Annotated in this window: 24 protein-coding genes and 1 riboswitch; of the genes, 9 read left to right on the forward strand and 15 right to left on the reverse strand. The window is 52.2% G+C overall.

The features are described 5' to 3' along the window. The first annotated feature begins 5 nt into the window (after nucleotides 1-5). Both OGX67_RS24830 and OGX67_RS24835 read left to right on the forward strand, forming a co-directional pair. The gene (locus tag OGX67_RS24830; RefSeq protein ID WP_286527755.1) at nucleotides 6-2,492 is read left to right on the forward strand and encodes a fimbrial biogenesis outer membrane usher protein; all 2,487 of its coding nucleotides are present in this window, start codon (nucleotides 6-8) and stop codon (nucleotides 2,490-2,492) included. An 11-nt stretch (nucleotides 2,493-2,503) separates the two neighbouring features. Continuing rightward, nucleotides 2,504-3,526 carry a fimbrial protein gene (locus tag OGX67_RS24835; protein ID WP_071697505.1) on the forward strand — a complete coding sequence of 341 codons (1,023 nt, stop codon included), beginning with the start codon at nucleotides 2,504-2,506 and terminating at the stop codon, nucleotides 3,524-3,526. A 55-nt stretch (nucleotides 3,527-3,581) separates the two neighbouring features. Here OGX67_RS24835 and OGX67_RS24840 read toward each other — a convergent pair whose 3' ends face one another. After that, a complete protein-coding gene (locus OGX67_RS24840) occupies nucleotides 3,582-3,914 on the reverse strand; it encodes an RcnB family protein (protein WP_016150637.1) in 333 nt (110 codons plus the stop codon). Between the two features lie 234 nt (nucleotides 3,915-4,148). After that, nucleotides 4,149-4,245, forward strand: a riboswitch (TPP riboswitch). A gap of 31 nt (nucleotides 4,246-4,276) precedes the next feature. Here OGX67_RS24840 and thiM point away from each other — a divergent pair. From thiM to OGX67_RS24855, 3 genes are read left to right on the forward strand one after another with little or no spacing between them, the layout of a single operon-like run. Continuing rightward, nucleotides 4,277-5,059 (forward strand): hydroxyethylthiazole kinase, encoded by a 783-nt coding sequence (thiM, locus tag OGX67_RS24845; protein ID WP_071697506.1) that lies wholly within the window; start codon nucleotides 4,277-4,279, stop codon nucleotides 5,057-5,059. Between the two features lie 2 nt (nucleotides 5,060-5,061). Continuing rightward, nucleotides 5,062-5,862, forward strand: a complete 801-nt coding sequence (gene thiD / locus OGX67_RS24850) for a bifunctional hydroxymethylpyrimidine kinase/phosphomethylpyrimidine kinase (protein WP_003844369.1) — start codon at nucleotides 5,062-5,064, stop codon at nucleotides 5,860-5,862. Between the two features lie 42 nt (nucleotides 5,863-5,904). Then, entirely contained in the window at nucleotides 5,905-6,651 is a 747-nt protein-coding gene (locus OGX67_RS24855) for a GntR family transcriptional regulator (RefSeq protein WP_003027325.1), read from the forward strand. On the opposite strand, the gene OGX67_RS24860 is transcribed toward OGX67_RS24855, so the two are convergent. Genes OGX67_RS24860 through OGX67_RS24870 form a run of 3 tightly spaced genes read right to left on the reverse strand, consistent with a single transcriptional unit; the run spans nucleotide 6,625 to nucleotide 9,865 of the window. After that, nucleotides 6,625-7,590 carry a PfkB family carbohydrate kinase gene (locus OGX67_RS24860; RefSeq protein ID WP_071697507.1) on the reverse strand — a complete coding sequence of 322 codons (966 nt, stop codon included), beginning with the start codon at nucleotides 7,588-7,590 and terminating at the stop codon, nucleotides 6,625-6,627. The genes OGX67_RS24855 and OGX67_RS24860 overlap by 27 nt on opposite strands. Next, nucleotides 7,587-8,591, reverse strand: a complete 1,005-nt coding sequence (locus OGX67_RS24865; protein WP_071697508.1) for an ADP-ribosylglycohydrolase family protein — start codon at nucleotides 8,589-8,591, stop codon at nucleotides 7,587-7,589. The genes OGX67_RS24860 and OGX67_RS24865 overlap by 4 nt, the downstream gene beginning before the upstream one ends. Then, nucleotides 8,588-9,865 carry a nucleoside permease gene (locus OGX67_RS24870; protein WP_003027315.1) on the reverse strand — a complete coding sequence of 426 codons (1,278 nt, stop codon included), beginning with the start codon at nucleotides 9,863-9,865 and terminating at the stop codon, nucleotides 8,588-8,590. Before OGX67_RS24870 ends, OGX67_RS24865 begins: the two co-directional genes overlap by 4 nt. 252 nt (nucleotides 9,866-10,117) lie before the next feature. Between OGX67_RS24870 and fbaB the strand changes: the two genes are divergently transcribed. Next, complete coding sequence (fbaB, locus tag OGX67_RS24875; RefSeq protein WP_003027312.1) at nucleotides 10,118-11,170, forward strand: class I fructose-bisphosphate aldolase; 1,053 nt, start codon at nucleotides 10,118-10,120, stop codon at nucleotides 11,168-11,170. Between the two features lie 22 nt (nucleotides 11,171-11,192). Here the strand turns inward: fbaB and yegS are convergent, their stop codons facing one another. From yegS to OGX67_RS24910, 7 genes are all read right to left on the reverse strand, one after another. Further along, nucleotides 11,193-12,092 carry a lipid kinase YegS gene (gene yegS, locus OGX67_RS24880; RefSeq protein WP_003027310.1) on the reverse strand — a complete coding sequence of 300 codons (900 nt, stop codon included), beginning with the start codon at nucleotides 12,090-12,092 and terminating at the stop codon, nucleotides 11,193-11,195. Nucleotides 12,093-12,223: 131 nt separating this feature from the next. Continuing rightward, nucleotides 12,224-12,955: an arginine ABC transporter substrate-binding protein ArtJ gene (gene artJ, locus OGX67_RS24885; RefSeq protein ID WP_003027308.1), complete on the reverse strand. Its 732-nt coding sequence runs from the start codon at nucleotides 12,953-12,955 to the stop codon at nucleotides 12,224-12,226. A 227-nt stretch (nucleotides 12,956-13,182) separates the two neighbouring features. After that, a complete protein-coding gene (gene artM / locus OGX67_RS24890) occupies nucleotides 13,183-13,851 on the reverse strand; it encodes an arginine ABC transporter permease ArtM (RefSeq protein WP_213354792.1) in 669 nt (222 codons plus the stop codon). Further along, nucleotides 13,851-14,567, reverse strand: a complete 717-nt coding sequence (gene artQ, locus OGX67_RS24895; RefSeq protein ID WP_003027301.1) for an arginine ABC transporter permease ArtQ — start codon at nucleotides 14,565-14,567, stop codon at nucleotides 13,851-13,853. The genes artM and artQ overlap by 1 nt, the downstream gene beginning before the upstream one ends. Nucleotides 14,568-14,573: 6 nt before the next feature. Continuing rightward, a complete protein-coding gene (gene artI, locus OGX67_RS24900; protein WP_003027298.1) occupies nucleotides 14,574-15,305 on the reverse strand; it encodes an arginine ABC transporter substrate-binding protein ArtI in 732 nt (243 codons plus the stop codon). A 16-nt stretch (nucleotides 15,306-15,321) separates the two neighbouring features. Then, entirely contained in the window at nucleotides 15,322-16,050 is a 729-nt protein-coding gene (gene artP / locus OGX67_RS24905; RefSeq protein ID WP_003027295.1) for an arginine ABC transporter ATP-binding protein ArtP, read from the reverse strand. Between the two features lie 225 nt (nucleotides 16,051-16,275). Next, nucleotides 16,276-16,791, reverse strand: a complete 516-nt coding sequence (locus tag OGX67_RS24910; protein WP_048217339.1) for a lipoprotein — start codon at nucleotides 16,789-16,791, stop codon at nucleotides 16,276-16,278. 126 nt (nucleotides 16,792-16,917) lie between these two features. Between OGX67_RS24910 and OGX67_RS24915 the strand changes: the two genes are divergently transcribed. After that, nucleotides 16,918-17,241 carry a heavy metal-binding domain-containing protein gene (locus tag OGX67_RS24915; protein ID WP_001160725.1) on the forward strand — a complete coding sequence of 108 codons (324 nt, stop codon included), beginning with the start codon at nucleotides 16,918-16,920 and terminating at the stop codon, nucleotides 17,239-17,241. Then, a complete protein-coding gene (locus OGX67_RS24920; RefSeq protein ID WP_003027275.1) occupies nucleotides 17,238-18,068 on the forward strand; it encodes an N-acetylmuramoyl-L-alanine amidase in 831 nt (276 codons plus the stop codon). Before OGX67_RS24915 ends, OGX67_RS24920 begins: the two co-directional genes overlap by 4 nt. A 105-nt stretch (nucleotides 18,069-18,173) precedes the next feature. Here the strand turns inward: OGX67_RS24920 and OGX67_RS24925 are convergent, their stop codons facing one another. From OGX67_RS24925 to poxB, 4 genes are all read right to left on the reverse strand, one after another. Then, the gene (locus OGX67_RS24925) at nucleotides 18,174-19,187 is read right to left on the reverse strand and encodes a 3-beta-hydroxysteroid dehydrogenase (protein WP_003840192.1); all 1,014 of its coding nucleotides are present in this window, start codon (nucleotides 19,185-19,187) and stop codon (nucleotides 18,174-18,176) included. 97 nt (nucleotides 19,188-19,284) lie between these two features. Further along, complete coding sequence (locus tag OGX67_RS24930; RefSeq protein ID WP_086550845.1) at nucleotides 19,285-20,715, reverse strand: SDR family oxidoreductase; 1,431 nt, start codon at nucleotides 20,713-20,715, stop codon at nucleotides 19,285-19,287. A 10-nt stretch (nucleotides 20,716-20,725) separates the two neighbouring features. Continuing rightward, nucleotides 20,726-21,727 (reverse strand): low-specificity L-threonine aldolase, encoded by a 1,002-nt coding sequence (ltaE, locus tag OGX67_RS24935; RefSeq protein WP_016150626.1) that lies wholly within the window; start codon nucleotides 21,725-21,727, stop codon nucleotides 20,726-20,728. A 36-nt stretch (nucleotides 21,728-21,763) separates the two neighbouring features. Continuing rightward, complete coding sequence (poxB, locus tag OGX67_RS24940) at nucleotides 21,764-23,482, reverse strand: ubiquinone-dependent pyruvate dehydrogenase (RefSeq protein ID WP_003027264.1); 1,719 nt, start codon at nucleotides 23,480-23,482, stop codon at nucleotides 21,764-21,766. A 152-nt stretch (nucleotides 23,483-23,634) separates the two neighbouring features. Here poxB and OGX67_RS24945 point away from each other — a divergent pair, with 152 nt between their 5' ends. Continuing rightward, the gene (locus OGX67_RS24945; RefSeq protein ID WP_003027261.1) at nucleotides 23,635-24,069 is read left to right on the forward strand and encodes a DoxX family protein; all 435 of its coding nucleotides are present in this window, start codon (nucleotides 23,635-23,637) and stop codon (nucleotides 24,067-24,069) included. The last annotated feature ends 68 nt before the right edge of the window (nucleotides 24,070-24,137 follow it).

Consider the following 24,137-nt stretch of genomic DNA (forward strand, 5'->3'; position numbering starts at 1 on the left):
TGGCTATGTCAAAGATTAATTCGATTACACTGGCCATTTTGTCGGTGCTGGCGACTTCATCATCTGTATGGGCTGAAGAAGAAACGTTTGACACCCACTTTATGATTGGTGGTTTAAATGGTGAGAAAATATCACGCTATCTAATTGATGGTGATAAGCCCATGCCAGGCATGTACGAGATGGATATTTATCTGAATAATCAATGGCGTGGTCATTATGATATTAATATTAAAACCGATCCCGATGAAACATGTTTATCCTGGGCGCAATTACAGCAGATAGGCATTCGTACCGACGGTATTAAAGCGGATAAAAGCGTGGATTGTGTTCCGCTACGATCAGCAGTCCAGGGCGGCAACATAGGGTATGATATTGGGCAGTTTGCATTAAATCTAAGCGTGCCTCAAGCATTTGTGAACGAATATGAACCGGGTTATATGCCTCCCGAAACTTGGGACCGTGGAATTAACGCATTTTATACGGCTTATTATGCCAGCCAGTATTACAGTGATTATAAACACGGCGGTAATGATAAAAGTAGCTATGTTAATCTGAACAGCGGGTTGAATTTGCTGGGTTGGCAGCTGCATTCGAATGCCAACTATACCAAAGGCAACGAAGGTAGCGGCGAGTGGAAAAGTAATACGTTATATATGGAACGTGGTATTCCGTCAATTCTCGGTACATTGCGCGTCGGGGACATGTATACCGGGGCGGATATTTTTGACGCGGTACGCTTTCGCGGGGTGCGTATCTGGCGTGATATGCAAATGTTACCGAACTCAAAACAGAATTTTACCCCAGTAGTACGTGGTATTGCCCAGAGTAACGCGCTGGTAACCATCGAACAAAATGGTTTTGTGATTTATCAAAAAGAGGTCTCTCCAGGCCCATTTGCCATTGATGATTTGCAGCTTGCAGGTGGTGGTGCAGATCTGGATGTGAGTGTTAAAGAGGCAGATGGTTCGATAAGACATTACCTGGTACCTTATTCATCGGTACCGAATATGTTGCAGGCAGGTGTGGCGAAATATGATTTGGCTGCCGGACGTAGCGATATTGCAGGTGCGAGTAATCAGTCTGATTTTATGCAGGGTAGTTATTTTTATGGCTTGAACAATCTGCTTACAGTTTATAGCGGCTCAATGTTATCGGATAACTATTATTCATTTGTGCTTGGCACAGGATGGAATACGCCAATTGGTGCGGTTTCGGTAGACGCCACACGATCGCACAGTGAGCAGGATAACGGCGTTTTTGACGGACAGAGTTATCAGGTAGCATGGAATAAATATGTCGCACAGACCGGAACTCAGTTTGCGCTGGCGGCCTTTCGCTACTCTTCGCGGGATTATCGTACCTTTAACGATCACGTTTGGGCGAATAACAAAAATAGCTACAACCGTGATGAAAATGATGTTTATGACATTGCTGATTATTATCAGAATGATTTTGGCCGTAAGAATAGTTTTTCCCTGAACATCAATCAGGCATTGCCTGGCGACTTGGGATTTCTGGCCGTAAGCGGTTTGTGGCGTGATTACTGGCAACGCAGCGGAACGGGTAAAGATTATCAAATAAGTTATTCGAACTCCTGGCAACGTATCAGCTATACCTTTGCCGTTAGCCAAACGTACGATGAGGATAATCACGAGGATAAGCGTTTTAACCTGTATATCTCCATCCCATTCTCGTGGGGGGACGGGATATCTACCCCTCGCCGCGATCTGTTTGTCTCTAACTCAACGACATTCGATGATGACGGTTATCAGTCGAATAACACCAGCTTAAGCGGGGTGGCGGGTAATCGCGATCAGTTCAGCTACGGCGCCAACCTCAGTCACCAACGGCAGGGGAATGAAACAACTGCGGGCGGTAATATGGCCTGGCGCGCGCAGATAGCGACCATAGGCGGCAGCTACAGCCAGTCGAATAAGTATCAACAGGCCAGCGGTAATATTCAGGGCGGTGTTGTGGTGTGGTCTGACGGCGTGGCGCTGACGTCACGGCTTTCCGATACTTTCGCCATTGTTAAAGCGCCGGGTTTACAGGGGGCGGCGGTGCAGGGACACCGTTACTTAACAACGGACAGTAAAGGTTACGCTATGTATGACAGCCTGACGCCGTATCGTGAAAATATGCTGATGCTGGATTTGTCCGATAGTAAAAGCGACGTGGCGCTGCTGGGTAATCGTAAAGCTACTGTTCCTTATCGCGGCGCGGTCGTGATGACGGAGTTTGAAACCGATCAGCGTAAGCTATGGTATTTCCTCGCCAAACGACCAGACGGCTCTCCGTTATCGTTCGGCTATGAGGTTGAAGATAGCGCAGGTAATAACGTCGGTCTGATCGGCCAGGGCAGTCGGTTATTTATTCGCACCAACGATATTCCCGCATCGGTACGCGTCGTGGTTAATAAAAATCAGGGACAATTCTGCACGATTACCTTCGATAAGGTGATTGATGAGAATAAAGTCTATATTTGCCGATAAGGGATTCGTTTATGAAAAAATATTGGGTTTTAATTTTATGTTTGCTTCCTTTCTTGGTGCAGGCTAAATGTACCTTAGGTTCGAATACATCAGCACAACAAACGATAGAGCTGGACATGACGACAGTAACGGTGGGTTCTCCTGTTCGTCTTGTAATAAACACAAACCTAAACGATACTTTTTCATGTAATGAAAATACAGATTTTATGGATTATACGACGCCATTTCAAAACTATGTCATAGAATTGAAGGAACCCGGTGCGAATAAATCTATTTTTCTAAAGTTTAACATGCTCGAAAACACTGAATTTCCTGTTGCGACGGGTAATGGGGGAGGGGTAATTGCCTCAAAATCATATACAACACAAGAGGCGTTTAACTCAAAACCATTTATTCTTGAAGTTTCATATATAACACCTGGCAGTGCTGATTTAACGATATCTAGTGGTAATACGATAAATTTGGGGCGTCCGGCAATAAATATTTTAGCTGATAATTCATGTCGGAAGAGTCTTGGGGCGTGGCTATGGTGTTGGTTGACAGGTAAACTGAGTGGTAAAAACACTTACGCACAAAATATTACATTTACCGTCAAGCACAAACCAACAACCTGTCGTTTCTCCCAGTCGACATACGAAATTAAGATGCCGAATACGACGCTAAAAGAAATGTTAAGCGCAAACAATACTAAATCTGGTTCCACAGAACTGGAACTGAAATGCGAAAGCATCAATAACGTCACTACCAATCCAGTGAGTTTTAAAGTGGTACGCGGCGACTGGGATAGCAGTGGAACGATACTGAAAAATACCGTAATGAATGGCGCAAAGGGAGTGGGTTTCCAGATTTTTAACGGCAGTGCGACATCGCCGTTGAAATTGGGGGATACGCTGATGAACAAAATAGCTAAACTGACTGAAATCAAAAGTAGTTACACTTTTCCCATCACTGCGAAATATGTTCGCGTAACAGGAGAATCACTACAGCCTGGTGACGTACAAAGTAAAGTGACCTTTGCGGTATCTTACGACTAATTGATTGGTGGTTATCTCACGTACTTTCTTGCTGAAAGTACGTGTTTTTATTCGATTAGCGGTGATAAAAAATCTCGCCATCGTAGGCTTTAATGATCTTAGCATCGGCATCATTGACCAGCACATACGCGCCGCCCATGTAGGTCCAGTGGGTGCCTGCCGTCGGCGCGGGCAGATTGCGTAGATTCCACTGTTTAATGGTGTATTCTTCGGTGAGATACAGTGGTGGAACCTTGTCACCGGGTTTGAAATGGGTGAAGTCAGCAATAAAGCTGCTCAGTTCATACTTATCGATACCGGTGGGGGCAGCTGTTGCGGTTGGCGCGGCCCAGACGACGCTGCTTGCAAGCAGAAGTGCACCCAGCAACATTTTATTCTTCATACCCATCCTCTCTACCTCTTCGGGTCATCAAAATCAGTCATGTATCATTCCTGGCATACCGGATGTCTGACAAGGACTATTTTGTGATCACTCCAGTCATTTCGTAAAAAGTGTAAATGAAAGTACAGAATTGCAGCAACCTTGACCAGTAGTTTCACTGTGAGGGCGGGTAGTACGCCAATTTACATCGCTAAGCACAGGCAGTATCCTGTTACTGAAACCAGCATATTACGTTTGTGTTTCAACGACTCGGGGTGCCCTTCCTTGTGAAGGCTGAGAAATACCCGTACCACCTGATCTGGATAATGCCAGCGTAGGGAAGTCTGACACTGCCCGTGTCCCTTCTTCGCGCGGGCAGGAGCTGAACCATGCAGCCTGACCTGCACAGCCGCGCGCTCGCGGCTCACACTTTGCACCAATTTAGAACCCTATCCCCGCTCACACACTGTATGACCAATGAGGTCGTGCAAAGCTTTACTGCCAATACACTACTGGCGCTGGGCGCATCGCCGGCGATGGTGATCGAACCTGAAGAAGCCAGCCAATTCGCCGCTATTGCCAGTGCATTGCTGGTTAATGTCGGTACCTTAACTCAGGAGCGGGCCACGGCGATGCGCGCCGCCGTTGAGCGGGCTTATCATGCTAAAACCCCGTGGACGCTCGATCCCGTTGCCGTAGGCGCGCTTGAGTTTCGCCGCCGCTTTTGTCTGGATTTACTGTCGCTACAGCCTGCTGCTATTCGTGGCAACGCTTCGGAAATACTTGCTCTGGCCGGCATGAACGGTGGGGGACGCGGCGTGGATACAACCGATACAGCTGTCGCTGCGCTTCCGGCAGCGCAGGCGCTGGCTCGTCAGATTGGGACCATTGTCGTGGTTACCGGCGAAGTGGATTACGTCACCGATGGTCAGCGTACCGTTTGCGTGGACGGCGGCGACCCGTTAATGACTCGCGTGGTGGGCACCGGATGCGCGCTATCAGCGGTTGTTGCAGCCAGTTGTGCCTTGCATGGTGACCGACTTGATAACGTCGCCTCCGCCTGTAGCTGGATGAAACAGGCCGGGCAAATCGCCACCGAGCAATCAAACGGACCGGGCAGCTTTGTCCCGGCATTTCTCGACGCCCTCTATAACCTGAACGCCCAGGAGTAAGCATGAAACGGATTAACGCATTAACGATCGCCGGAACCGATCCAAGCGGTGGCGCGGGTATTCAGGCCGATTTAAAAACCTTCTCGGCGCTGGGCGCATACGGCTGTTCAGTTATTACGGCGTTGGTGGCGCAAAATACGCGCGGGGTGCAGTCGGTGTATCGTATTGAACCTGACTTTGTCGCTGCGCAACTGGACTCTGTGTTGAGTGATGTGCGTATCGACACCACAAAAATTGGTATGTTGGCGGAGACGGATATTGTTGAAGCGGTCGCCGAACGTTTGCGTCGCCATCGGGTACAAAATGTGGTGCTGGACACGGTGATGTTGGCGAAAAGTGGCGATCCGTTGCTGTCACCCTCGGCGGTAGAAACGCTGCGTACCCGTTTGCTGCCACAGGTTTCGATTATCACCCCTAATTTACCCGAAGCAGCTGCACTGCTCGGGGCATCGCATGCGCAGACTGAGCAGGAGATGTTAGAGCAGGGAAGAGCGCTACGGGCGCTGGGTTGCGAGGCGGTGTTGATGAAGGGCGGTCATCTGGATGACGCGCAAAGCCCGGACTGGCTCTTTACTCGCGACGGCGAGCAGCGTTTTACCGCGCCGAGGGTGATGACCAAAAATACCCATGGCACCGGTTGTACGCTATCGGCGGCGTTGGCAGCCTTGCGTCCGCGCCATAACAACTGGGCCGATACCGTACAGGAAGCCAAACTGTGGCTTTCAGCGGCGCTGGCACAGGCAGACACGCTGGAAGTTGGCGAGGGAATTGGTCCGGTGCATCATTTTCACGCGTGGTGGTAATGGGTATACTGGCTGCAGAAACGGCGGCCAGGGAAAAGATAAATGGAACAAGCGCATACCCAGCTTATCGCACAACTGAATGAACGTATTTCAGCGGCGGATAACACGCCGCTGTATATGAAATTTGCGCAGACGGTGAAGAATGCTGTGCGCAGTGGGATCCTGGAACACGGCAATATCCTGCCCGGCGAGCGCGACCTCAGCCAGTTGACCGGCGTTTCTCGGATTACGGTACGCAAGGCGATGCAGGCCCTGGAAGAAGAAGGTGTAGTAACACGTGCCCGCGGTTACGGAACGCAAATCAACAATATCTTCGAGTATTCGCTCAAAGAAGCGCGCGGTTTTTCTCAGCAGGTGGTGTTGCGTGGTAAAAAACCGGATACGTTGTGGGTTAACAAAAGAATTGTACCTTGCCCGGAAGAGGTGGCACAGCAGTTGGCTGTTGTCACAGGAAGTGATGTCTTTCTGCTCAAACGCATTCGTTACGTTGACGAAGACGCAGTATCTATTGAAGAGTCTTGGGTACCCGCACATCTAATTCATGACGTGGATGCCATTGGTGTTTCTCTGTATGACTATTTTCGTAGCCAGCATATTTTCCCGCAGCGTACGCGCTCACGCGTCAGCGCCAGAATGCCGGATGCAGAGTTCCAGGCGCACATTCAAATGGATAGTAAAGTGCCGGTACTGGTGATCAAGCAGGTAGCGCTTGACCAGCAGCAACGGCCTATTGAATACAGCATCAGTTACTGTCGTAGCGATCTATACGTTTTTGTGTGCGAGGAGTAGCGCCTCGCGTGATGGGGCGCAATCGCCGCCACGATGCCCAACTACCCAGGACGCCACCGCGTTACCTAACAGCACTGAGTCGGCCAGCGTCCAGCCAGACGCTAGTCCGGCCAGCATGCCACCGGCGTGGCTGTCTCCTGCGCCGATAGTATCAATGACCGCCGTTGCAAATGCCGGTACGCAGCCGGATGTCTGTGCGCTGAAATACCATGCGCCGTCTTTATCGTGACGCACGACCACCGGTGCGGTGAAACGCTGCACCCATTCTGCGCCAAAACCTTCCACATCCTGACTCAATGCAAATCGCTCGGCAGCAATTTCCGCCTCCTGACGATTAAGTGACACCAGCGGACGGCAGGCCATAATTCGTACCAGTAAGGGCTCGGGAATGTCGCCGATGCGCGGGCCAAAATCGATAAACGGTGTCACCTCTTCCAGACCTTCCAGCCACTGCACCAGCAATTCACCGCACGGGGACGCTAGCTGATAACCCGAGAGATACACCAGGCTATGACGCGGGATATCCAGCTGTGCCAGCCAGGCGGCATTCCACTGATTCTCAACGCCGCTAAAGGACATAAAGGTACGTTCGCCATCCGGCTCCACCAGCGCCAGACACCAGCCGTTATCGCCTTCGGCGTTGTCGATCAGACTGTGCAGCCCCTCTTTTGCCATCCGATTGCGGATAATGTCGGCCCACACCCCCTGACCCAGCGGTAACGCATTACTGGCGTCGATACCTAAGCGCTTGAGCGCTACGGCAATATTGAGTGCGCAGCCGCCAACGTTCACGCCTTGCTGTTTGAGTTCGATGTCACAGCCTCGCCAGGGAAGGGCATACGCATCGGCAATGACATCAATCACCGCTGCACCCACCACCGTTACTGGCCGCTGTGTACGTAACTGCGAGAGAAGTTGTTGCAGATGCGTATTGCTCATAGCGCCTCCCGCTGCTCACGCAGTCGCATTAACCCACTGGCGTAGCGGGTAAAGTCCAGCTGATTAACCGCATCCAGTTCATGTTTTAATACCGGATTAATCGCACTTACGCCATGGAGCGCGCCACAAATGGCGGTAGCCATCGCTCCGATGGTATCGGTATCGCCGCCGAGGTTCGCGCACAGAATGGCGCAGCGGTTGGGATCGGTCTGCGCCAGTTCGACCATCGCGATGGCGCAAGGCACGGACTCAATCGTACTGGTTCCGGCTCCCACCACCTGATACAGCTGTTCGCTGGCAGACTCAATGCCGTCGGCATCACGGACGATTTTCAGCGCCATCTCAAGGCGTGCAGAGAGAGAGGCGCTAAAGGTAGTGATCCGCTTTTGCTGCGCGTGAAGGGCAATGGCAGGCAGCGCATCGACAATCTCCGACCATGTTCCTCCGTCGATGGCGCGAGATACCGCCCACGCGACGACAACGGCTCCCGCGATAGCCAGATCCGATTTATGCGTCGGGCTGGAGGCCAATGCCACATCATCGATAAAGGCATCAAGATTGCGGGCGGGTAGCAGGCATCCCAGTGGCGAAACGCGCATTGCCGCACCGTTGGTCACGCCATTATTCTCCAGTTCGGCGACAGGTTTGCCGTCGCGAATGGCTTTGAGCGCAATTTTTGAGGTCGGGCCGAGCACGTTTTTATTAAAGGCATCAAAACGCTCTGCCCAGGCCAGAATATTGCGACCGATAACGTCGGGTACAATCTCGCCGTCGCACTCAAGCAGGGCATCTGCCAGACACAACGCCATAGACGTGTCATCAGTAAACTCTGCCTGGTTAAAGTAGCAGGCAGCATTATTTTCCGCCGGACCAGGCAAAAAACTGTCGATCCAACCGAAATGGGCTTTAACCCGGGTTCTTGGCCACAGTTCCGACGGCATGCCCATCGCATCCCCTAACGCCTGCCCATAAAGAGCACCGAGAATACGTTCTGCTTTCATTTTACTTCCCCTTGTTTCAACGCTACATCGCGATCGTCCACCTTAATGGCGGTGATTTCTTTGTCAGATTCGCGAAAGAAAATCATAAACATCACGGCAATGACGGCAATCATGACCGCGCCAAATCCCCACATGCCAGCCCAGTTAAAGGTGAGACCATTAACCGGTTCCTGGTAAGCAAACATTTTTTCCATCATCACGCCGCCCAGACGGTAACCGAGCAGGCTGCCGAATCCCTGACAGCAGAGGGTGATAAGCCCTTGCGCTGCGGTGCGCATGTGAACCGGCGCTTTTTTATCGACATAGATGTAGGCCGTGACGTAATAGAAGTCGTAACTGACACCGTGCAGCAGAATGCCGAGAAACAGCAGGGCGTAAGTGAAATATTCTTCCGCACCACCGTAAACGAAAAATCCGTAGCGGATCGCCGCAGTAATAAGACCAAGCAATAATACCTTTTTAATGCCAAAGCGTTTGGTGAAAAACGGTAGTGCCAGCATAAAGAAGATTTCAGAGAACTGGCCCAGCGTCATCCAGCCGGTGGCGTTTTTCATTCCGACTTCTGTCAGGTAGCCGTTGGCGAAGATGTAATAGAACGCCAGTGGCATCGCAAACAGGAAAGAACAAAAGAAAAAGACGAGGAAATTTTTATCGCGCAGCAGGATCAGCGCATCCAGACCCAGCATGACTTTGAAATCCATTTTACCGGTACTTTTTGGTGGCGTATCCGGTAAGAAGAACGCAAAGACGCCCAACAGTGCAGAGCTTCCGGCAGTGATCAGCAGGGGAATATTGGTGGGTGAAATGTCGCTATAGCCAAGCATTTGCGGTAAGAAACCACAGGCCAAACCAGAGGCAATCCAGCCGATGGTTCCCATCACTCGGATGCGCGGGAAATCACGCTCAACGTCCGGTACGTTGGCAAAAGCAATACTGTTAGTCAGCGCAATCGTCGGCATATAGGTCAACGAATAGGCCAGTAACAGCGGGAAGAATCCGCTGAAGGTGGTTTGCTGGGCGGCGAAGTACATCAGAATAGCGCCGACGAACATCAACACCGCCAGCACTTTTTGCGCGGAGAAAAAGCGGTCAGTGATTGAACCGACCAGAATGGGCGACAGGATCGCGGCGATCGCGGTACAAGCGTAGGACCAGCCGATCTCCCCGGCGCTAAAGCCGCTTTTACTCAGCCACAGCCACAGCGGTACAAACCAGGCGCCCCAGATAAACCACTCTACAAACATCATGAACGACAGCTTAACTGTAGTTTTCATCTTTAAATCCTTCATGACAGGTAAGGTACGCATTGATAGTACCATCATGCAATACCTTTAAAATACCTTTGAGGTCTAAATTTGACCGCCTTAACATTATTTCTTCCTGAATCGAGCCAGCAGAAGTTGCTGAAAAGTGCGCTAAAGATGGAAAAAAAGCGCAGTCGGTACCAGGCTTAATGCTGCCCGCAAAAAGTCGGGTCAGGACAATCCACATTCCGGTTTCAAATCGGAAATTACGGGAGCATAGCTATGACTGATATTGCGCAGTTGCTTGGCAAAGACGCCGACAACCTTTTACAGCATCGTTGTATGACCATTCCTTCTGATCAACTTTACCTGCCTGGACATGATTACGTCGACCGTGTGATGGTGGATAACAATCGGCCGCCTGCCGTGCTGCGTAACATGCAGACGCTGTATAACACGGGGCGACTGGCCGGGACAGGGTATCTGTCGATTCTACCGGTGGACCAGGGGGTAGAGCACTCCGCTGGGGCATCATTTGCGGCTAACCCGCTGTACTTTGATCCGAAGAATATTGTGGAGCTGGCTATCGAAGCAGGGTGCAACTGCGTGGCATCGACCTATGGCGTGCTGGCTTCTGTCTCCCGCCGCTACGCGCACCGCATTCCGTTCCTCGTTAAAATTAACCACAACGAAACGCTCAGCTATCCGAATACGTTCGACCAGACGCTGTATGCCAGCGTAGAGCAGGCGTTCAATATGGGCGCGGTTGCGGTAGGGGCAACCATCTATTTCGGTTCAGAAGAGTCCCGTCGCCAGATTGAGGAGATTTCGGCCGCATTTGAGCGTGCCCATGAGCTGGGTATGGTTACCGTGTTGTGGGCGTATCTGCGTAACTCCGCGTTTAAAAAAGATGGCGTGGATTACCATGTTTCTGCCGATCTTACCGGACAGGCTAACCATCTGGCTGCCACTATCGGAGCGGATATCGTTAAGCAGAAAATGGCGGAAAATAACGGTGGGTATAAAGCGGTTAATTTTGGCTACACCGACGATCGCGTCTACACCAAGTTGACCAGCGAGAATCCAATTGACCTGGTACGTTATCAACTGGCGAACTGTTATATGGGGCGCGCCGGGTTAATTAACTCCGGCGGCGCGGCTGGCGGCGAAACTGATCTCAGTGATGCGGTACGTACGGCGGTGATTAACAAACGAGCAGGCGGCATGGGGCTGATTCTTGGACGCAAAGCATTCAAGAAAACCATGGCCGACGGCGTTAAGCTGATTAACGCCGTGCAGGATGTTTATCTGGACAGCAAAGTTACCATCGCCTGATTACAGCCGGGGTGTCGTTGTGTTAGCGCAACAGTGGACAACCCGGCGGCAGTCTGCAACGTAACGCCTCAGGCAGGATTTCAATATGAAACTCCTGTCCGCTGAGCGGTTCGCCGTCAAGATTAAAGGTAATTTCGTGTGGGGCGCGGATATCAAACCACGATGATGCGCCCTCGATGATGTTAGGGTTGTCTTCGGATTGCGTTAACGCCGAAAGCAGCCCTGGCAACAGTTCTTCGCCGGTAAAAATGCGCAGTTGCAACAGACCATCGTTGATCAGCGCCGTTGGGCAAAGCTGTTGCCCGCCTCCTGCCTGACGACCATTACCGATACCAATCACCAGCGCCTTACCCTGCCAGTGAAAATCTTCCCCACGAATATCGCAGACGTCGGGTTTGAGCGTATCCATGCGCATTAATCCGTGGATAAAGTATGATACGCCACCCAACGCAGCTTTGAGTTTTTCCGGCGTTTCGGTAGTGATACGTGTGCCGAAGCCGCCGGTCGCCATGTTGATAAAACAGGTTTTATCATTGACCTGCACCATATCGATCGCTGTCGCATTTGCGGCGATAGCCAGCTTTAACGCCTTATCGAGGTCGTCGGGTATCCCCACGCTGGTGGCAAAATCATTTGCCGTTCCCAACGGTAAAATACCCAGCGCCGGAATATTGTCGCCCTGCGACTGGATCAGCGCCGTCGAAACTTCGTTGATGGTGCCGTCGCCGCCGCCGGCAATCACCGTTTCAACGCCTAGCTGACGAGCTTCATCAACGTAGCGTTGGGCATCGCCTTTTTCCCAGGTCACGCGAACATGGATTTCCACGCCTTCATCGCGAAGCTTCGCAATGGCATCACGCAGGGGGAGATTATCAGCACTTTTTCCATTGAGGATCAGTAAACTGGCAGGGAACGCTATCATCCGTTTGCCTCACTTTTTTTCGTTTTAACAAGTGTATGCCAGGAAAGTGTTTATGGCGTAAGAACTGACTGAAAGCGCAGGCGAAGAGATAAAAAAAGCCGCAGAGCGCGGCTTTTCAGATTGGGCAGACGTTACTGCGGGAACCACTGATCGCTGATTTTCTGGTACGTGCCGTCAGCTTTGATTGCCGCCAGCGCGCTGTTCAGTTTTTCCAGCAGGGCTTTGTTATCCGGGCGAACCGCGATGCCAAGGCCAGTACCGAAGTATTGCGGGTCGGTTACTTTGTCAGTGGCTACGCCTAACTGCGGGTTGGTTTTCAGCCACTCGTTAACCACAGCAGTATCGCCAAATACGCCATCAATACGGCCATTTTTCAGGTCGATAATCGCATTCTGATAGCTATCGTAGGCCACGGTTTTCACCTCAGGATGTTTATCCTGCAGGTATTTCTGATGGGTGGTGCCGTTTTCCATACCGATGCGCTTACCTTTCAGGTCGGCAAAGGTTTTATAGGTGTCTTTTTTCGCAATCACCAGCGCGGAGTTGGCATAGTAAGGCTGAGTAAACGCAACCTGCTTGCTACGCTCAGGTGTGATATCCATTCCGGAAATAACCGCATCATATTTCTTGAATTTCAGCGCGGGGATCAGGCTATCGAAAGCGTGATTGGTGAAAGTACATTCTGCCTGCATTTGTTTGCACAGCGCCGTTGCCAGGTCGATGTCAAAACCGACAATTTTATTGCTGGCGTCCAGTGATTCAAATGGCGGATACGTGGCTGATACACCGAAACTAATTTTATCAGCAGCTGAGGCGCCAGCGGCGAAAGTAGCAAGTAATGCGGCCAGTACTAACTTTTTCATGGTGGAACTCCCGTCTGTCAATCTTATGATTATTTACCGTGTCTGCGGCGTGGATTAACAATGCCATTTAATGAATTTGTATGCAATAAAAATGATTAAATATTTTTAATGGCATAAAAAAAGACGGACAATTTAGGTTGTTGTCCGTCTTTGTATTTTTTGCTTATGCACATTTTTCAGATGGCGGTGTTAGACCTTATCCGACCTACAAAGGCACAAATACCGATTTAATCCCGATGTTCAAACGCCAGCGCTTTACGTTCGATTAAGCGCATCATCAGCGTCAGCAAGCCGTTGACGATCAGGTAAATCACACCCGCAGCACCGAATACCATAACGTCATAAGTACGGCCGTACAGCAGCTGGCTATAACCCATGACTTCCATCAGGGTGATGGTGTAAGCCAGTGAGGTACTTTTAAATACCAGCACCACTTCGTTGGAATATGAGGAGAGGGCGCGTTTAAAGGCGTACGGCAACAGAATCGCCAGCGTATCCTTTTTGCTCATCCCCAATGCACCGCAGGACTGCCACTGGCCTTCCGGGATTGCACGGATAGCGCCGTAGAACAGTTGCGTAGTGTAGGCAGCACTGTTTAACGACAGCGCAATTAAGGCGCATAACCAGGGTTCAGAGAGCAGATGCCACAGTACCGGATATTCTTGCAATGCCGGAAACTGTCCTGGTCCGTAGTAGATCAGGAAGATTTGCACCAGCAGCGGTGTACCGGTAAACAGCGTGATATAAGCGCGAACCAGCCACACCAGTACCGGCGTTTTCAGCGTCAGGATGACGGTGAAGATCAGCGCCAGTACCAGAGCAACCACGATGGAGGCGACCGTCAGCGTCAGGCTTGTATGCAGCCCTTTCAACAATTCAGGTAAATACTCAAGCATCAGCCTGGTCTCCGCTCAAAACGTGTCGCGCGCAGGTCAATGCGTTTGAGAATGTACTGACTCACCAGCGTAATCACCAGGTAAATAGCGGCCGCCACAATGTACCAGGTAAACGGCTCCTGGGTACGGGTAGCGATGCTCTTGGTTTGCAGCATCAGATCGTTCACGCTGATAAGGCTGACCAGCGCGGTATCTTTCAGCAATACCAGCCACTGGTTACCCAGTCCCGGTAAGGCATGACGCCACATCTGCGGCATCACCAGACGAAAGAAGATCGCGGCTTTAGACAAACCTAACGCCTGACCTGACTCCCATTGCCCGAGTGGCACGGCCTTCAGCGCGCCACGCAGCGTTTGCGACGCGTAAGCGGCATACAGCAATGACAGTGCAATGACACCGCACAGGAACGGGCTGACGTCGAAGTTTTCGATCTGCATCTGAACCGGGATTTGTACAAACCCGAGATTGATCGTAAAGCCATCGGCCAGCGTCAGCAGCAGTTGTGAGGAGCCGAAATAGATAAACAGAACCACCAGAATTTCTGGCAGACCGCGCAGGATGGTGACCAGGGCCGAGCCCGCCCATGCCACCGGGCGCCATTTTACTGACTCCCAGACGGCAAAAAACATGGCGAGCGCAAGGCCAATGATCAGCGCACAAACGGCAAGGCCGACGGTCATCCCGGCGGCGCTTGCTAAAGGAAAAAATTCATTCATCAAATATTACTTCTGGAACCATTTGTTGTAGATGGTCTCGTAAGTCCCATCTTTCTTCACTTTTTCCAGCGCAGCGTTAAATTTCTGCTGCAGCTCGGTATTGCCCTGGCGCACAGCGATGCCCAGACCGGTACCGAAGTAATCTTTATCAGTGACTTTGTCGCCAACCGCGGCCAGTTTTGGATTGTCTTTCAGCCACTCTGTCACTACTGCGGTATCACCAAAGACGCCGTCAATACGACCGTTTTGCAGATCGAGTTTGGCATTCTGATAGCTGTCATACGGTACGGTAGTCACTTCCGGATGTTTATCCATGATGAATTTCTGGTGCGTCGTCCCGTTTTGAACGCCGACTTTTTTGCCTTTCAGCTGATCAATGCTGGTGTATTTACCCTGTTGGCCAACAAACAGCGCAGAGTTGTCGTAGTAAGGGGTGGTGAACAGAACCTGTTTTTCACGCTCAGGCGTGATGTCCATACCGGCCATCACCGCGTCAAAACGACGGAATTTCAGGCTCGGGATCAGGCTGTCGAAGGCCTGATTGGTGAAGGTACAGGTAGCGTCAATCTCTTTACACAGCGCATTCGCCAGATCAACGTCAAACCCTACGATCTTGTTGTTAGCATCGATCGATTCAAACGGAGGATAAGACGCTTCGGTGGCGAAACGAATGGTTTGGGCTGCGGTAGCGGAAAGGCTAAAACCTGCGATTAGCGCGGCAATCAGAACTTTTTTCATTGTATTGTCCCGAATCTTAGTGAGAAAGATAGTTTTTAAACGCTTCGGTTTGCGGGTTGGCAAAGCAGCTCGCATCCCCAAACTCGACGATATGACCGTTTTCCATGTACACCACGCGACTGGCCGTTTTACGAGCAACTTCCACTTCGTGGGTGACGATCACCTGAGTAATATTGGTTTCTGCCAGCTCACGAATGATGCTGACGATTTGGGCGGTGATTTCCGGGTCAAGCGCTGCGGTAGGCTCATCAAACAGCAGCACCTGTGGTTCCATCATCAACGCGCGGGCAATGGCCACACGCTGCTGCTGGCCGCCGGACAGATGCAGTGGATAGCGATCGCTGTACGGCTTCAGACGCAGTCGTTCCAGCAGTTTCTCGGCACGCGCCATCGCTTGCTCTTTCGTCAGCCCCAGTACGCGGCAGGGCGCTTCAATCAGGTTCTGCACCACCGTGAGATGCGGCCAAAGATTATATTGCTGGAAGACCATGCCCACGTTTTGACGCAGATCCCGAATGGCTTTATCTGACGGGGTTTTCGTGAAGTCGAAACGGTTACCAGCAATAGAGAGCGTGCCCGAGCGCGGCATCTCAAGCAGGTTGAGTACGCGCAGTAGCGAGCTTTTCCCGGCTCCACTTGGGCCAAGTAACACCAGTGTTTCACCCTGAGGGCAATCCAGCGTGATATCGAACAGCGCCTGATGTGCGCCGTAGAAGCAGTTAATGCCGTTTAATTGAATACTCATTGACACTCGATACTGGCAGTCTGATAGCTATTGAAGCCGCAGATACTACCTTTGACAGAATAGTTATGCAATATTTATGCGTTAAAAGTTAAATGCAAACCGCATTCTTCTCTAAACATAGCACAAAATAGCGAGGCCACCAGTGGGCAAGAATAATTGTCGGCATTCTATGCAGAATGCCAGACAATTAATGGGGGTTATGATTTGGGCGAGTAAATGGCGCGATTAACGGTTTTCGACAGACTGGCGCAACGTCCCGGCTGGCGCGTGTACGCTGCCGCCCAGATAGCGTACATCATCAACGACCCAGCACTGGCCTTCGCGGATCATCAGCACTTCATCACGCCAACTCTGGTCACCCTGTTTCAGCTCTACGCGTAGCGGAATGTTGCGTGCATCACTATTCGGAATAGTCGATGCGCTGGCGACGCTGGCACTGTCCGGAAGTGTGGCGCGGCTGGAGAACGGATCACTGTTAAACAGGTCGCGGTGTGCGTTATCGCGACTGGCATCGTTCAGCAGTTTAGCCAGGTTGTCGCTAAGGTATGGACGAAGTGGGGTAAGATCATTGTTTCGATGCTGAATACGGTAATCATAGAATTGTTGAGCCACGCTGTCTGGCCCGCCTTCTACGCATGAACCGCTACGCGTGCCGTTATCTTTATAGACCGGCGTCACGGTCGTACAGGCGCTGAGAAGTAGTGCAAATGGAACCAGCAGAGAGAGTTTCGAGTAGCGCATAATGATTTCCTTATTAGCTTTCTACTATTAGTGTTCTACGTTGATAGAATATATCCTTTCAATGATAGTGGATCGGTTCGATAATGCTTTTGAGATCGTGCTCTTAGCGCAAAAAGGAGATTAACCATGCAGTTTTCGACTACCCCTACGCTGGAAGGGCAGAGCATCGTGGAATACTGCGGTGTTGTGACTGGCGAAGCCATTTTAGGCGCGAATATTTTCCGCGATTTTTTCGCCGGCATTCGCGATATTGTCGGCGGTCGCTCCGGCGCGTATGAAAAAGAGCTGCGTAAAGCGCGTGAAATTGCTTTCCAGGAGCTGGGCGAACAGGCCAAAGCGCTGGGTGCTGATGCGGTGGTCGGTATTGATATTGATTACGAAACCGTGGGCAAAGACGGCAGTATGCTGATGGTGAGCGTCAGCGGTACCGCGGTGAAAACTCGCCGATGAAGCGTCTGTTGTGTCTGCTGGCATTTACGCTGTTGCTGGTGGGATGTGCTGGCGAAAAAGGGATTGTCGACAAAGACGGGTATCAGTTAGATACCCGCCGTCAGGCACAGGCTGCTTATCCACGCATTAAAGTGCTGGTTATCCATTACACGGCCGATGATTTTGACTCTTCTCTGGCTACGCTGACCGATAAAAACGTCAGCTCGCACTATTTGATCCCGGCTGTGCCGCCGCTCTACCACGGCAAACCTCGTATCTGGCAACTGGTGCCGGAAAAAGATCTGGCCTGGCATGCGGGGATTAGCTTCTGGCGTGGCGCTACGCGTATTAACGATACCTCAATTGGCATTGAGCTGGAAAACCGCGGCTGGCAAAAATCGGCAGGGATAAAATATTTTGCGCCGTTTGAGCCCGCGCAGATTCAAGCGCTGATCCCATTGGCGAAAGATATTATCGCCCGCTACGACATAAAACCGCAGAACGTGGTAGCCCATGCGGACATCGCGCCGCAACGTAAGGACGATCCTGGACCGCTTTTCCCATGGAAAGTGCTGGCCGAACAGGGAATTGGCGCGTGGCCGGACACTCAGCGCGTAGCATTTTATCTTGCCGGACGAGCGCCTCATACGCCGGTAGCAACCGAATCTTTACTCGATCTGCTGTCGCGTTACGGCTATGAGATAAAATCTGATATGACGCCGCGCGAACAGCAGCGGGTGATTATGGCCTTCCAGATGCACTTCCGCCCGACGCTGTGGAACGGCGTGGCGGATGCAGAAACTCAGGCGATTGCCGAAGCGTTACTGGAAAAATACGGGCAGGGTTAACGCAGAATACCAATGCCTGATGGTGCTTCGCTTATCAGGCCTACGGCTAATTTAGGCTGGATTTTGTAGGCCGGATAAGGCGCTTGCGCCGCCATCCGGCAATGGTTAACGCGGCAGCTTACCGTGGTCGCGCAGCCAGGCCGCGGTACGTTCAATCCCTGCATCCAGCGTCACAATGGGCTGATAACCCAACTCTTCCTGAGCGCGGGTAGTATCCAGCGTAAAATCAAAATTTAGCTTCGAGACGCCGTAATGCGTCAGCTTTGGCTCTTTTGCCGATTTATTGCCTAAACGCTCCATGCTGCGGGCAATCATGTCCAGCATCGGGTAGGGAACGGAGCGGATCCGACAATCAATATTCAGCTCGTCGATGAGCTTCTGCACAATGCTGCGCAGAGTGCGATGCTCGCCGTTGGTAATGTTGTACGCGCGACCTGACGGCAGCTTATCGCAGGCTTGCTGACTTGCCAGCCACATCGCGTGCACTGCATTTTCGTAGTAGGTCATATCTACCAGCGCACTTCCGCCGTGCGGCAACAGGATGCTGCCATAGTGGTACATCATATGGGCCAGGCGCGGGATAAAGACCTTATCGTGTGGTCCGAACAGGCTTTGCGGACGCAATACCGTAAAACGCGTCTGCGGGTTGGCCTGCGCCAGCAACGCGATCACGTCTTCGCCAGCTGCTTTGCTGCGGGCAAATTCATTGGCGAAGCGGTGCGGGCGAAAGTCCTCTTTGATATCGCGATGGTGGTGATAATCAAAATAGAGCGACGGCGAGGAGATATGAATGAAGTTGCGAACGCCCCAGGCCACGGCCCACTCGCCCAGACGGCGAGTTGCGCGAACGTTGGCCAGATCGAAGGCTTCCTGAGTTCCCCACGGTGAGGTAAAACTGGAGCAGTGCCACAGCGTGTCGATGCCGGCAAGCATCACTTTTGCTTGCGAAGAAACCAGCTCGGTCAAATCCGCATGCACAAACTCTGCGCCCATTTTCTCCAGCAGCTTGCCCATCGCTTCGTTGCGACCGGTGGCTCTGACGCTGACGCCTTTGCTGCATAAAAACTCAACCGCGTTTCGGCCCAAGCCGCTGGTGGCTCCGGTAACCAGTACCTTCATATCAATCCACTGTGTTTAAAAAACGTCGTGCGCATTCTTCCGTGAAATACGCCTGTATGCAATGGGAAACATGAAAGAATACAGGCTCTTTTTATCATTAGTCTGTGATTTGTTCTGCAAGTTTGGCTATACGCTTCGCCATCCCCCTGAAAATGAACAGGTGGGCGGGGATCATCAACAGCCAGTAGAAGAGGCCAGGCATACCGTGTGGATGCCACCAGGCGCGTACATCAATGCGTCGATGATCGCCTTTATCTTCCAGTGTGAAGCTCAGGCGACCCAATCCCGGCGCTTTCATCCCAAACAGCAGCGTCAGCTGTTTCTCCGGCTCAACGATGATGACTTTCCAGCTATCAACGGTGTCGCCAACTTGCAATAGTGGGTGTTCGGGACGACCTTTTGCCAGCTTATGGCCGACCAGCAGGTCCAACGCCGCGCGCGTCTTCCATAGAATATTGCCAAAGAAATAGCCTTCTTTGCCGCCGAGTCGATTCACTACCTGCCACAGTGCTTTTTTACTGGCGGAGGTTTCAACGCTAAAGCCAGCTTGTTTGGCGAAATAGCCATATTCTGGACGCCAGCGGGCAAACGCCTGTGCGTCGTAACCCCAGTCGCTGGAGTTGACCAGCTTCTCTTCTTCCTTCAACGTACTGCGCACCGCGTCATCAAAGGCAATCAGCTTTTGCGGGATCAGCGCACGTAGTTCGGTGTCATCTGCCAGCAGGTCGTGTTTTAAGCCCTGGATCAGCGCTTTGGCCGTGGTTGGCGGCACTGACGTAATGACGTTTAAAAACCAGACCGAAATCCAGCGGGTAGGGAAGGGGATGGGGATGAGCAGGCGATGTTTACCGCTGACCGCCATAAAATGCTCGAACTGTTCCTGATAGCTCAACACCTGCGGGCCGGCTGCTTCGAGTACGCGGTGATGTTGCGTGGGATGATCCAACAACGCCACCAGGTAGTACATCAAATTCTCCAGCGCGATGGGTGTGGTTCGTGAGCGCACCCAGCGCGGAGGGGTGAGTACGGGCAGGTTGTAGACCATGTCGCGCATCACTTCAAAGGCAGCGGAACCTGCCCCCACGATAATGCCCGCACGCAATTCCGTCATTGGCACGCCTGATTCACGCAGAGTATCTGCGGTTATCTGTCGCGCACGCAGATGATCGGATTGTTCATGCCGGGGAGCCTGTAATGAGCTCAGGAAAATAAGCTGTTTGACCGGTGTATTACGCAGTGCATCGCGGACGTTCATCGCCACCTGACGTTCGTGGGCGATAAAATCACCGCCTTCACCCATGCCATGGACCAGGTAATAAACCGTATCAACACCCGCCAGCAGCGGGGTGAGGTTATCTGGCCAATTCAAATCGACTTTATGGCAACTGACGTTGGCCAGTTGCTGCTTTTCCAGCCGTTCAATGCGACGTGCCGCAGCCAACACCTGATGCCCTTGCTGACTGAGCGCCTGTACCAAATGCTGACCAATGTAGCCACTGGCGCCAAGAACCAAAATCCGTTGCGGCACGCCCATCTCCTTATTGGGTTAAAAAAGCGCGCCAGTGGGCGACGACTTCAGCAAGTTGTTCACGTGATACGTCCAGATGCATCACCAGGCGCACAATCGGGGAGGCGTTAATCAGCACACCCTGCGCTTTCATATATTCACCCAGCGCGGCCGCGTGCTCTTCGCCAACGCGAACAAACAGCATGTTGGTGTCGTGGCGCATGACGTCCGCCCCTGCTTCGCGCAGTTGCTCCGCCATCCAGGCGGCGTTGTCATGGTCTTCCTGCAAACGCGCCACGTTATTTTTCAGCGCATACAGTCCGGCCGCCGCCAAAATACCCGCCTGGCGCATGCCGCCGCCGGTCATTTTGCGCCAGCGAATGGCACGCTTGATGTACTCGTGGCTGCCGACCAGCAGCGAGCCTACCGGCGTTCCCAGACCTTTGGAAAGACAAATGGTGAACGAGTCGCAGTATTGCGTGACATCTTTAAGCTCACAGCCATAGGCGACGATGGCGTTAAAAATACGCGCGCCGTCGACGTGCAGGGCAAGATTGCGCTCCCGGGTGAATTCCCAGGCCTCTTTCAGATACTCGCGCGGCAGCACTTTGCCGTTATGCGTGTTTTCCAGACTGAGCAGACGGGTGCGGGCAAAATGGATATCGTCTGCTTTTATTTTTGCTGCCACTTTGTCCAGCGGCAGGGAGCCATCCGGCGCGGCATCGATGGGTTGCGGTTGAATGCTGCCGAGCACCGCTGCGCCACCCGCTTCGTAGAGATAGTTATGCGCGCCCTGACCGGCGATATACTCTTCGCCGCGCTGACAATGGCTGAGCAGTGCAACCAGGTTCGCCTGAGTGCCGGTAGGTAAGAAAATGGCGGCTTCTTTGCCAGAAAGCTCGGCCGCGTATTGCTGGAGGGCATTAACGGTAGGATCATCACCGTAGACGTCGTCCCCGACCGGGGCGGCCATCATCTCTTCGAGCATGGCGCGACTGGGTCGGGTGACGGTATCACTGCGTAAATCAATCACGGGCATTCCTTTTTAAGTGAGGTAATGCCCTCTGTTTTACCTGAGCCAGTTCGTTTTCGCCAGTTCGATCACTTCATCACCGCGTCCGCTGATGATTGCGCGCAGCATATACAGGCTAAAACCTTTGGCTTGTTCGAGTTTGATCTGCGGCGGGATCGCCAGCTCTTCTTTCGCCACCACCACATCGACCAGCACCGGGCCGTCAATTGACATCGCCCTTTGCAGCGCCTCATCAACCTCTGAAGATTTCTCCACGCGAATGCCCGTGATGCCACAGGCCTCGGCAATCCGCGCGAAATTCGTGTCGTGCAGTTCGGTGCCGTCAGTCAGATAACCACCAGCTTTCATCTCCATCGCCACAAATCCCAGCACGCTGTTGTTGAAGACAATAATCTTCACCGGTAACTTCATTTGTACCACCGACAGAAAATCGCCCATCAGCATGCTAAAGCCGCCGTCACCGCACATTGCCACAACCTGACGTCCTGGTTCGGTCGCTTGTGCGCCGAGTGCCTGCGGCATGGCATTAGCCATCGACCCGTGGTTAAACGATCCGAGCAGGCGACGTTTGCCGTTCATTTTCAGATAGCGTGCTGCCCACACCGTTGGCGTGCCAACGTCGCAGGTAAAGATGGCATCGTCAGCGGCAAAGTGGCTGATCTGTTGCGCCAGATATTGCGGGTGAATGGCTTTATCGCTGGGTTTGGCTAAATCATCCAGCCCTTTGCGCGCCTCGCGGTAGTGCTCCAGTGCTTTGTCCAGGAACTGCCGCTCGGTTTTCTCTTCCACCAAAGGTAGTAGGGCGCGTAACGTGGATTTAATATCGCCTACCAGCGCCATATCAACTTTACTGTGCGCGCCAATACTCGCCGGATTGATATCAATCTGAATAATTTTGGCGTCGGTGGGGTAGAACGGGCGATAGGGGAACTGGGTACCGAGCAGGATCAGCGTGTCGGCATTCATCATGGTATGGAAGCCGGATGAAAAGCCAATCAGCCCGGTCATACCCACGTCATAGGGGTTATCGTACTCAACATGCTCTTTCCCGCGCAGAGCGTGCACGATCGGGGCTTTGATTTTAGCCGCAAACTCAACCAGCTCTTTATGCGCACCGGCGCAGCCGCTGCCGCACATCAGGGCGATGTTGCTGGAGTAGCGCAGCAGTTGCGCCAGTTTTCTCAGCTCTTCCTCTTCCGGGGTGACTACCGGGAGCGGCGCATGATACCAGTGCGTGGTGGCGCTTTCAGGGGCGGGCTTCAGCGCCACGTCGCCGGGTAATACCACCACGGAGACGCCACGGTTGAGCACCGCTTTACGCATAGCTATAGCCAGCACCTGGGGGATCTGCTCAGGGCTGGAGACCAGCTCGCAATAGTGGCTACATTCACGGAACAACTCTTGCGGGTGGGTCTCCTGAAAATAACCACTGCCTATCTCACTGGATGGAATATGCGCGGCGATTGCCAGTACCGGAACGTGGTTGCGGTGGCAATCAAACAGGCCGTTAATCAGGTGCAGGTTTCCCGGTCCACATGAGCCGGCACAGACGGCCAGCTCACCGGTCAGTTGGGCTTCTGCGCCTGCGGCAAAAGCGGCAACCTCTTCATGGCGGGTTGGCATCCAGTCAATCGTGCCCATACGATTCAGACTGTCACTAAGGCCATTGAGCGAGTCTCCCGTCACACCCCAAATACGTTTAACGCCAGCTTGTTCGAGTGTTTTAGCAATAAAAGCGGCAACCGTTTGTTTCATGGTTTTCCTTCTCCTCTAATGTGATACCGGTTACAAGTTTAGATGAAGATAATCGTTATGCTTCTCATTACCCCTTATTTCCGGCAGGTTTCATTTAATCTGTATTAAGCGTAGTTTGTTATTGGACATGGTGAAACAAGGAATAAATTCAAATGGTTATAAAACTATTAAATACAGTTAACCGGGTACTGACTCACGAAGATTTTGGCAAGTTTTTGTTACGCCTTGCCGTCGGTGGGCTGATGCTGTTTCATGGGCTGCATAAACTGTTTGCTGGTATTGATGGCATCAGCGGTATGTTGATAGCGAAAGGTTTCCCAGGCTTTATTGCGTACGGCGTTCTGCTGGGAGAGGTTGTAGCGCCGTGTCTGATTATTCTAGGCATCCTGACGCGTCCGGCAGCGTTGGGGCTGGCGTTTACGATGGTTGTGGCATGGCTGATGGTCGGGATGGGCGAAACCTGGACACTGGATAAAACCGGTGCATGGGCGATTGAAAGTCTGGTGTATTTCTTCATCGGTGCGCTGGCCGTGGCGTTTTTGGGGGCGGGGCGTTACTCCGTTGCAGGAAATTCTGCCTGGCGATAGTTACCATTTGAGAGTCAATACCGAGGCGGGGGGCGCTAACGGTTTGCCCGCCTCGTCGTTCAATCTAT

The sequence above is a fragment of the Citrobacter sp. Cf118 genome, assembly GCF_030334095.1.
GTDB lineage: Bacteria > Pseudomonadota > Gammaproteobacteria > Enterobacterales > Enterobacteriaceae > Citrobacter > Citrobacter freundii.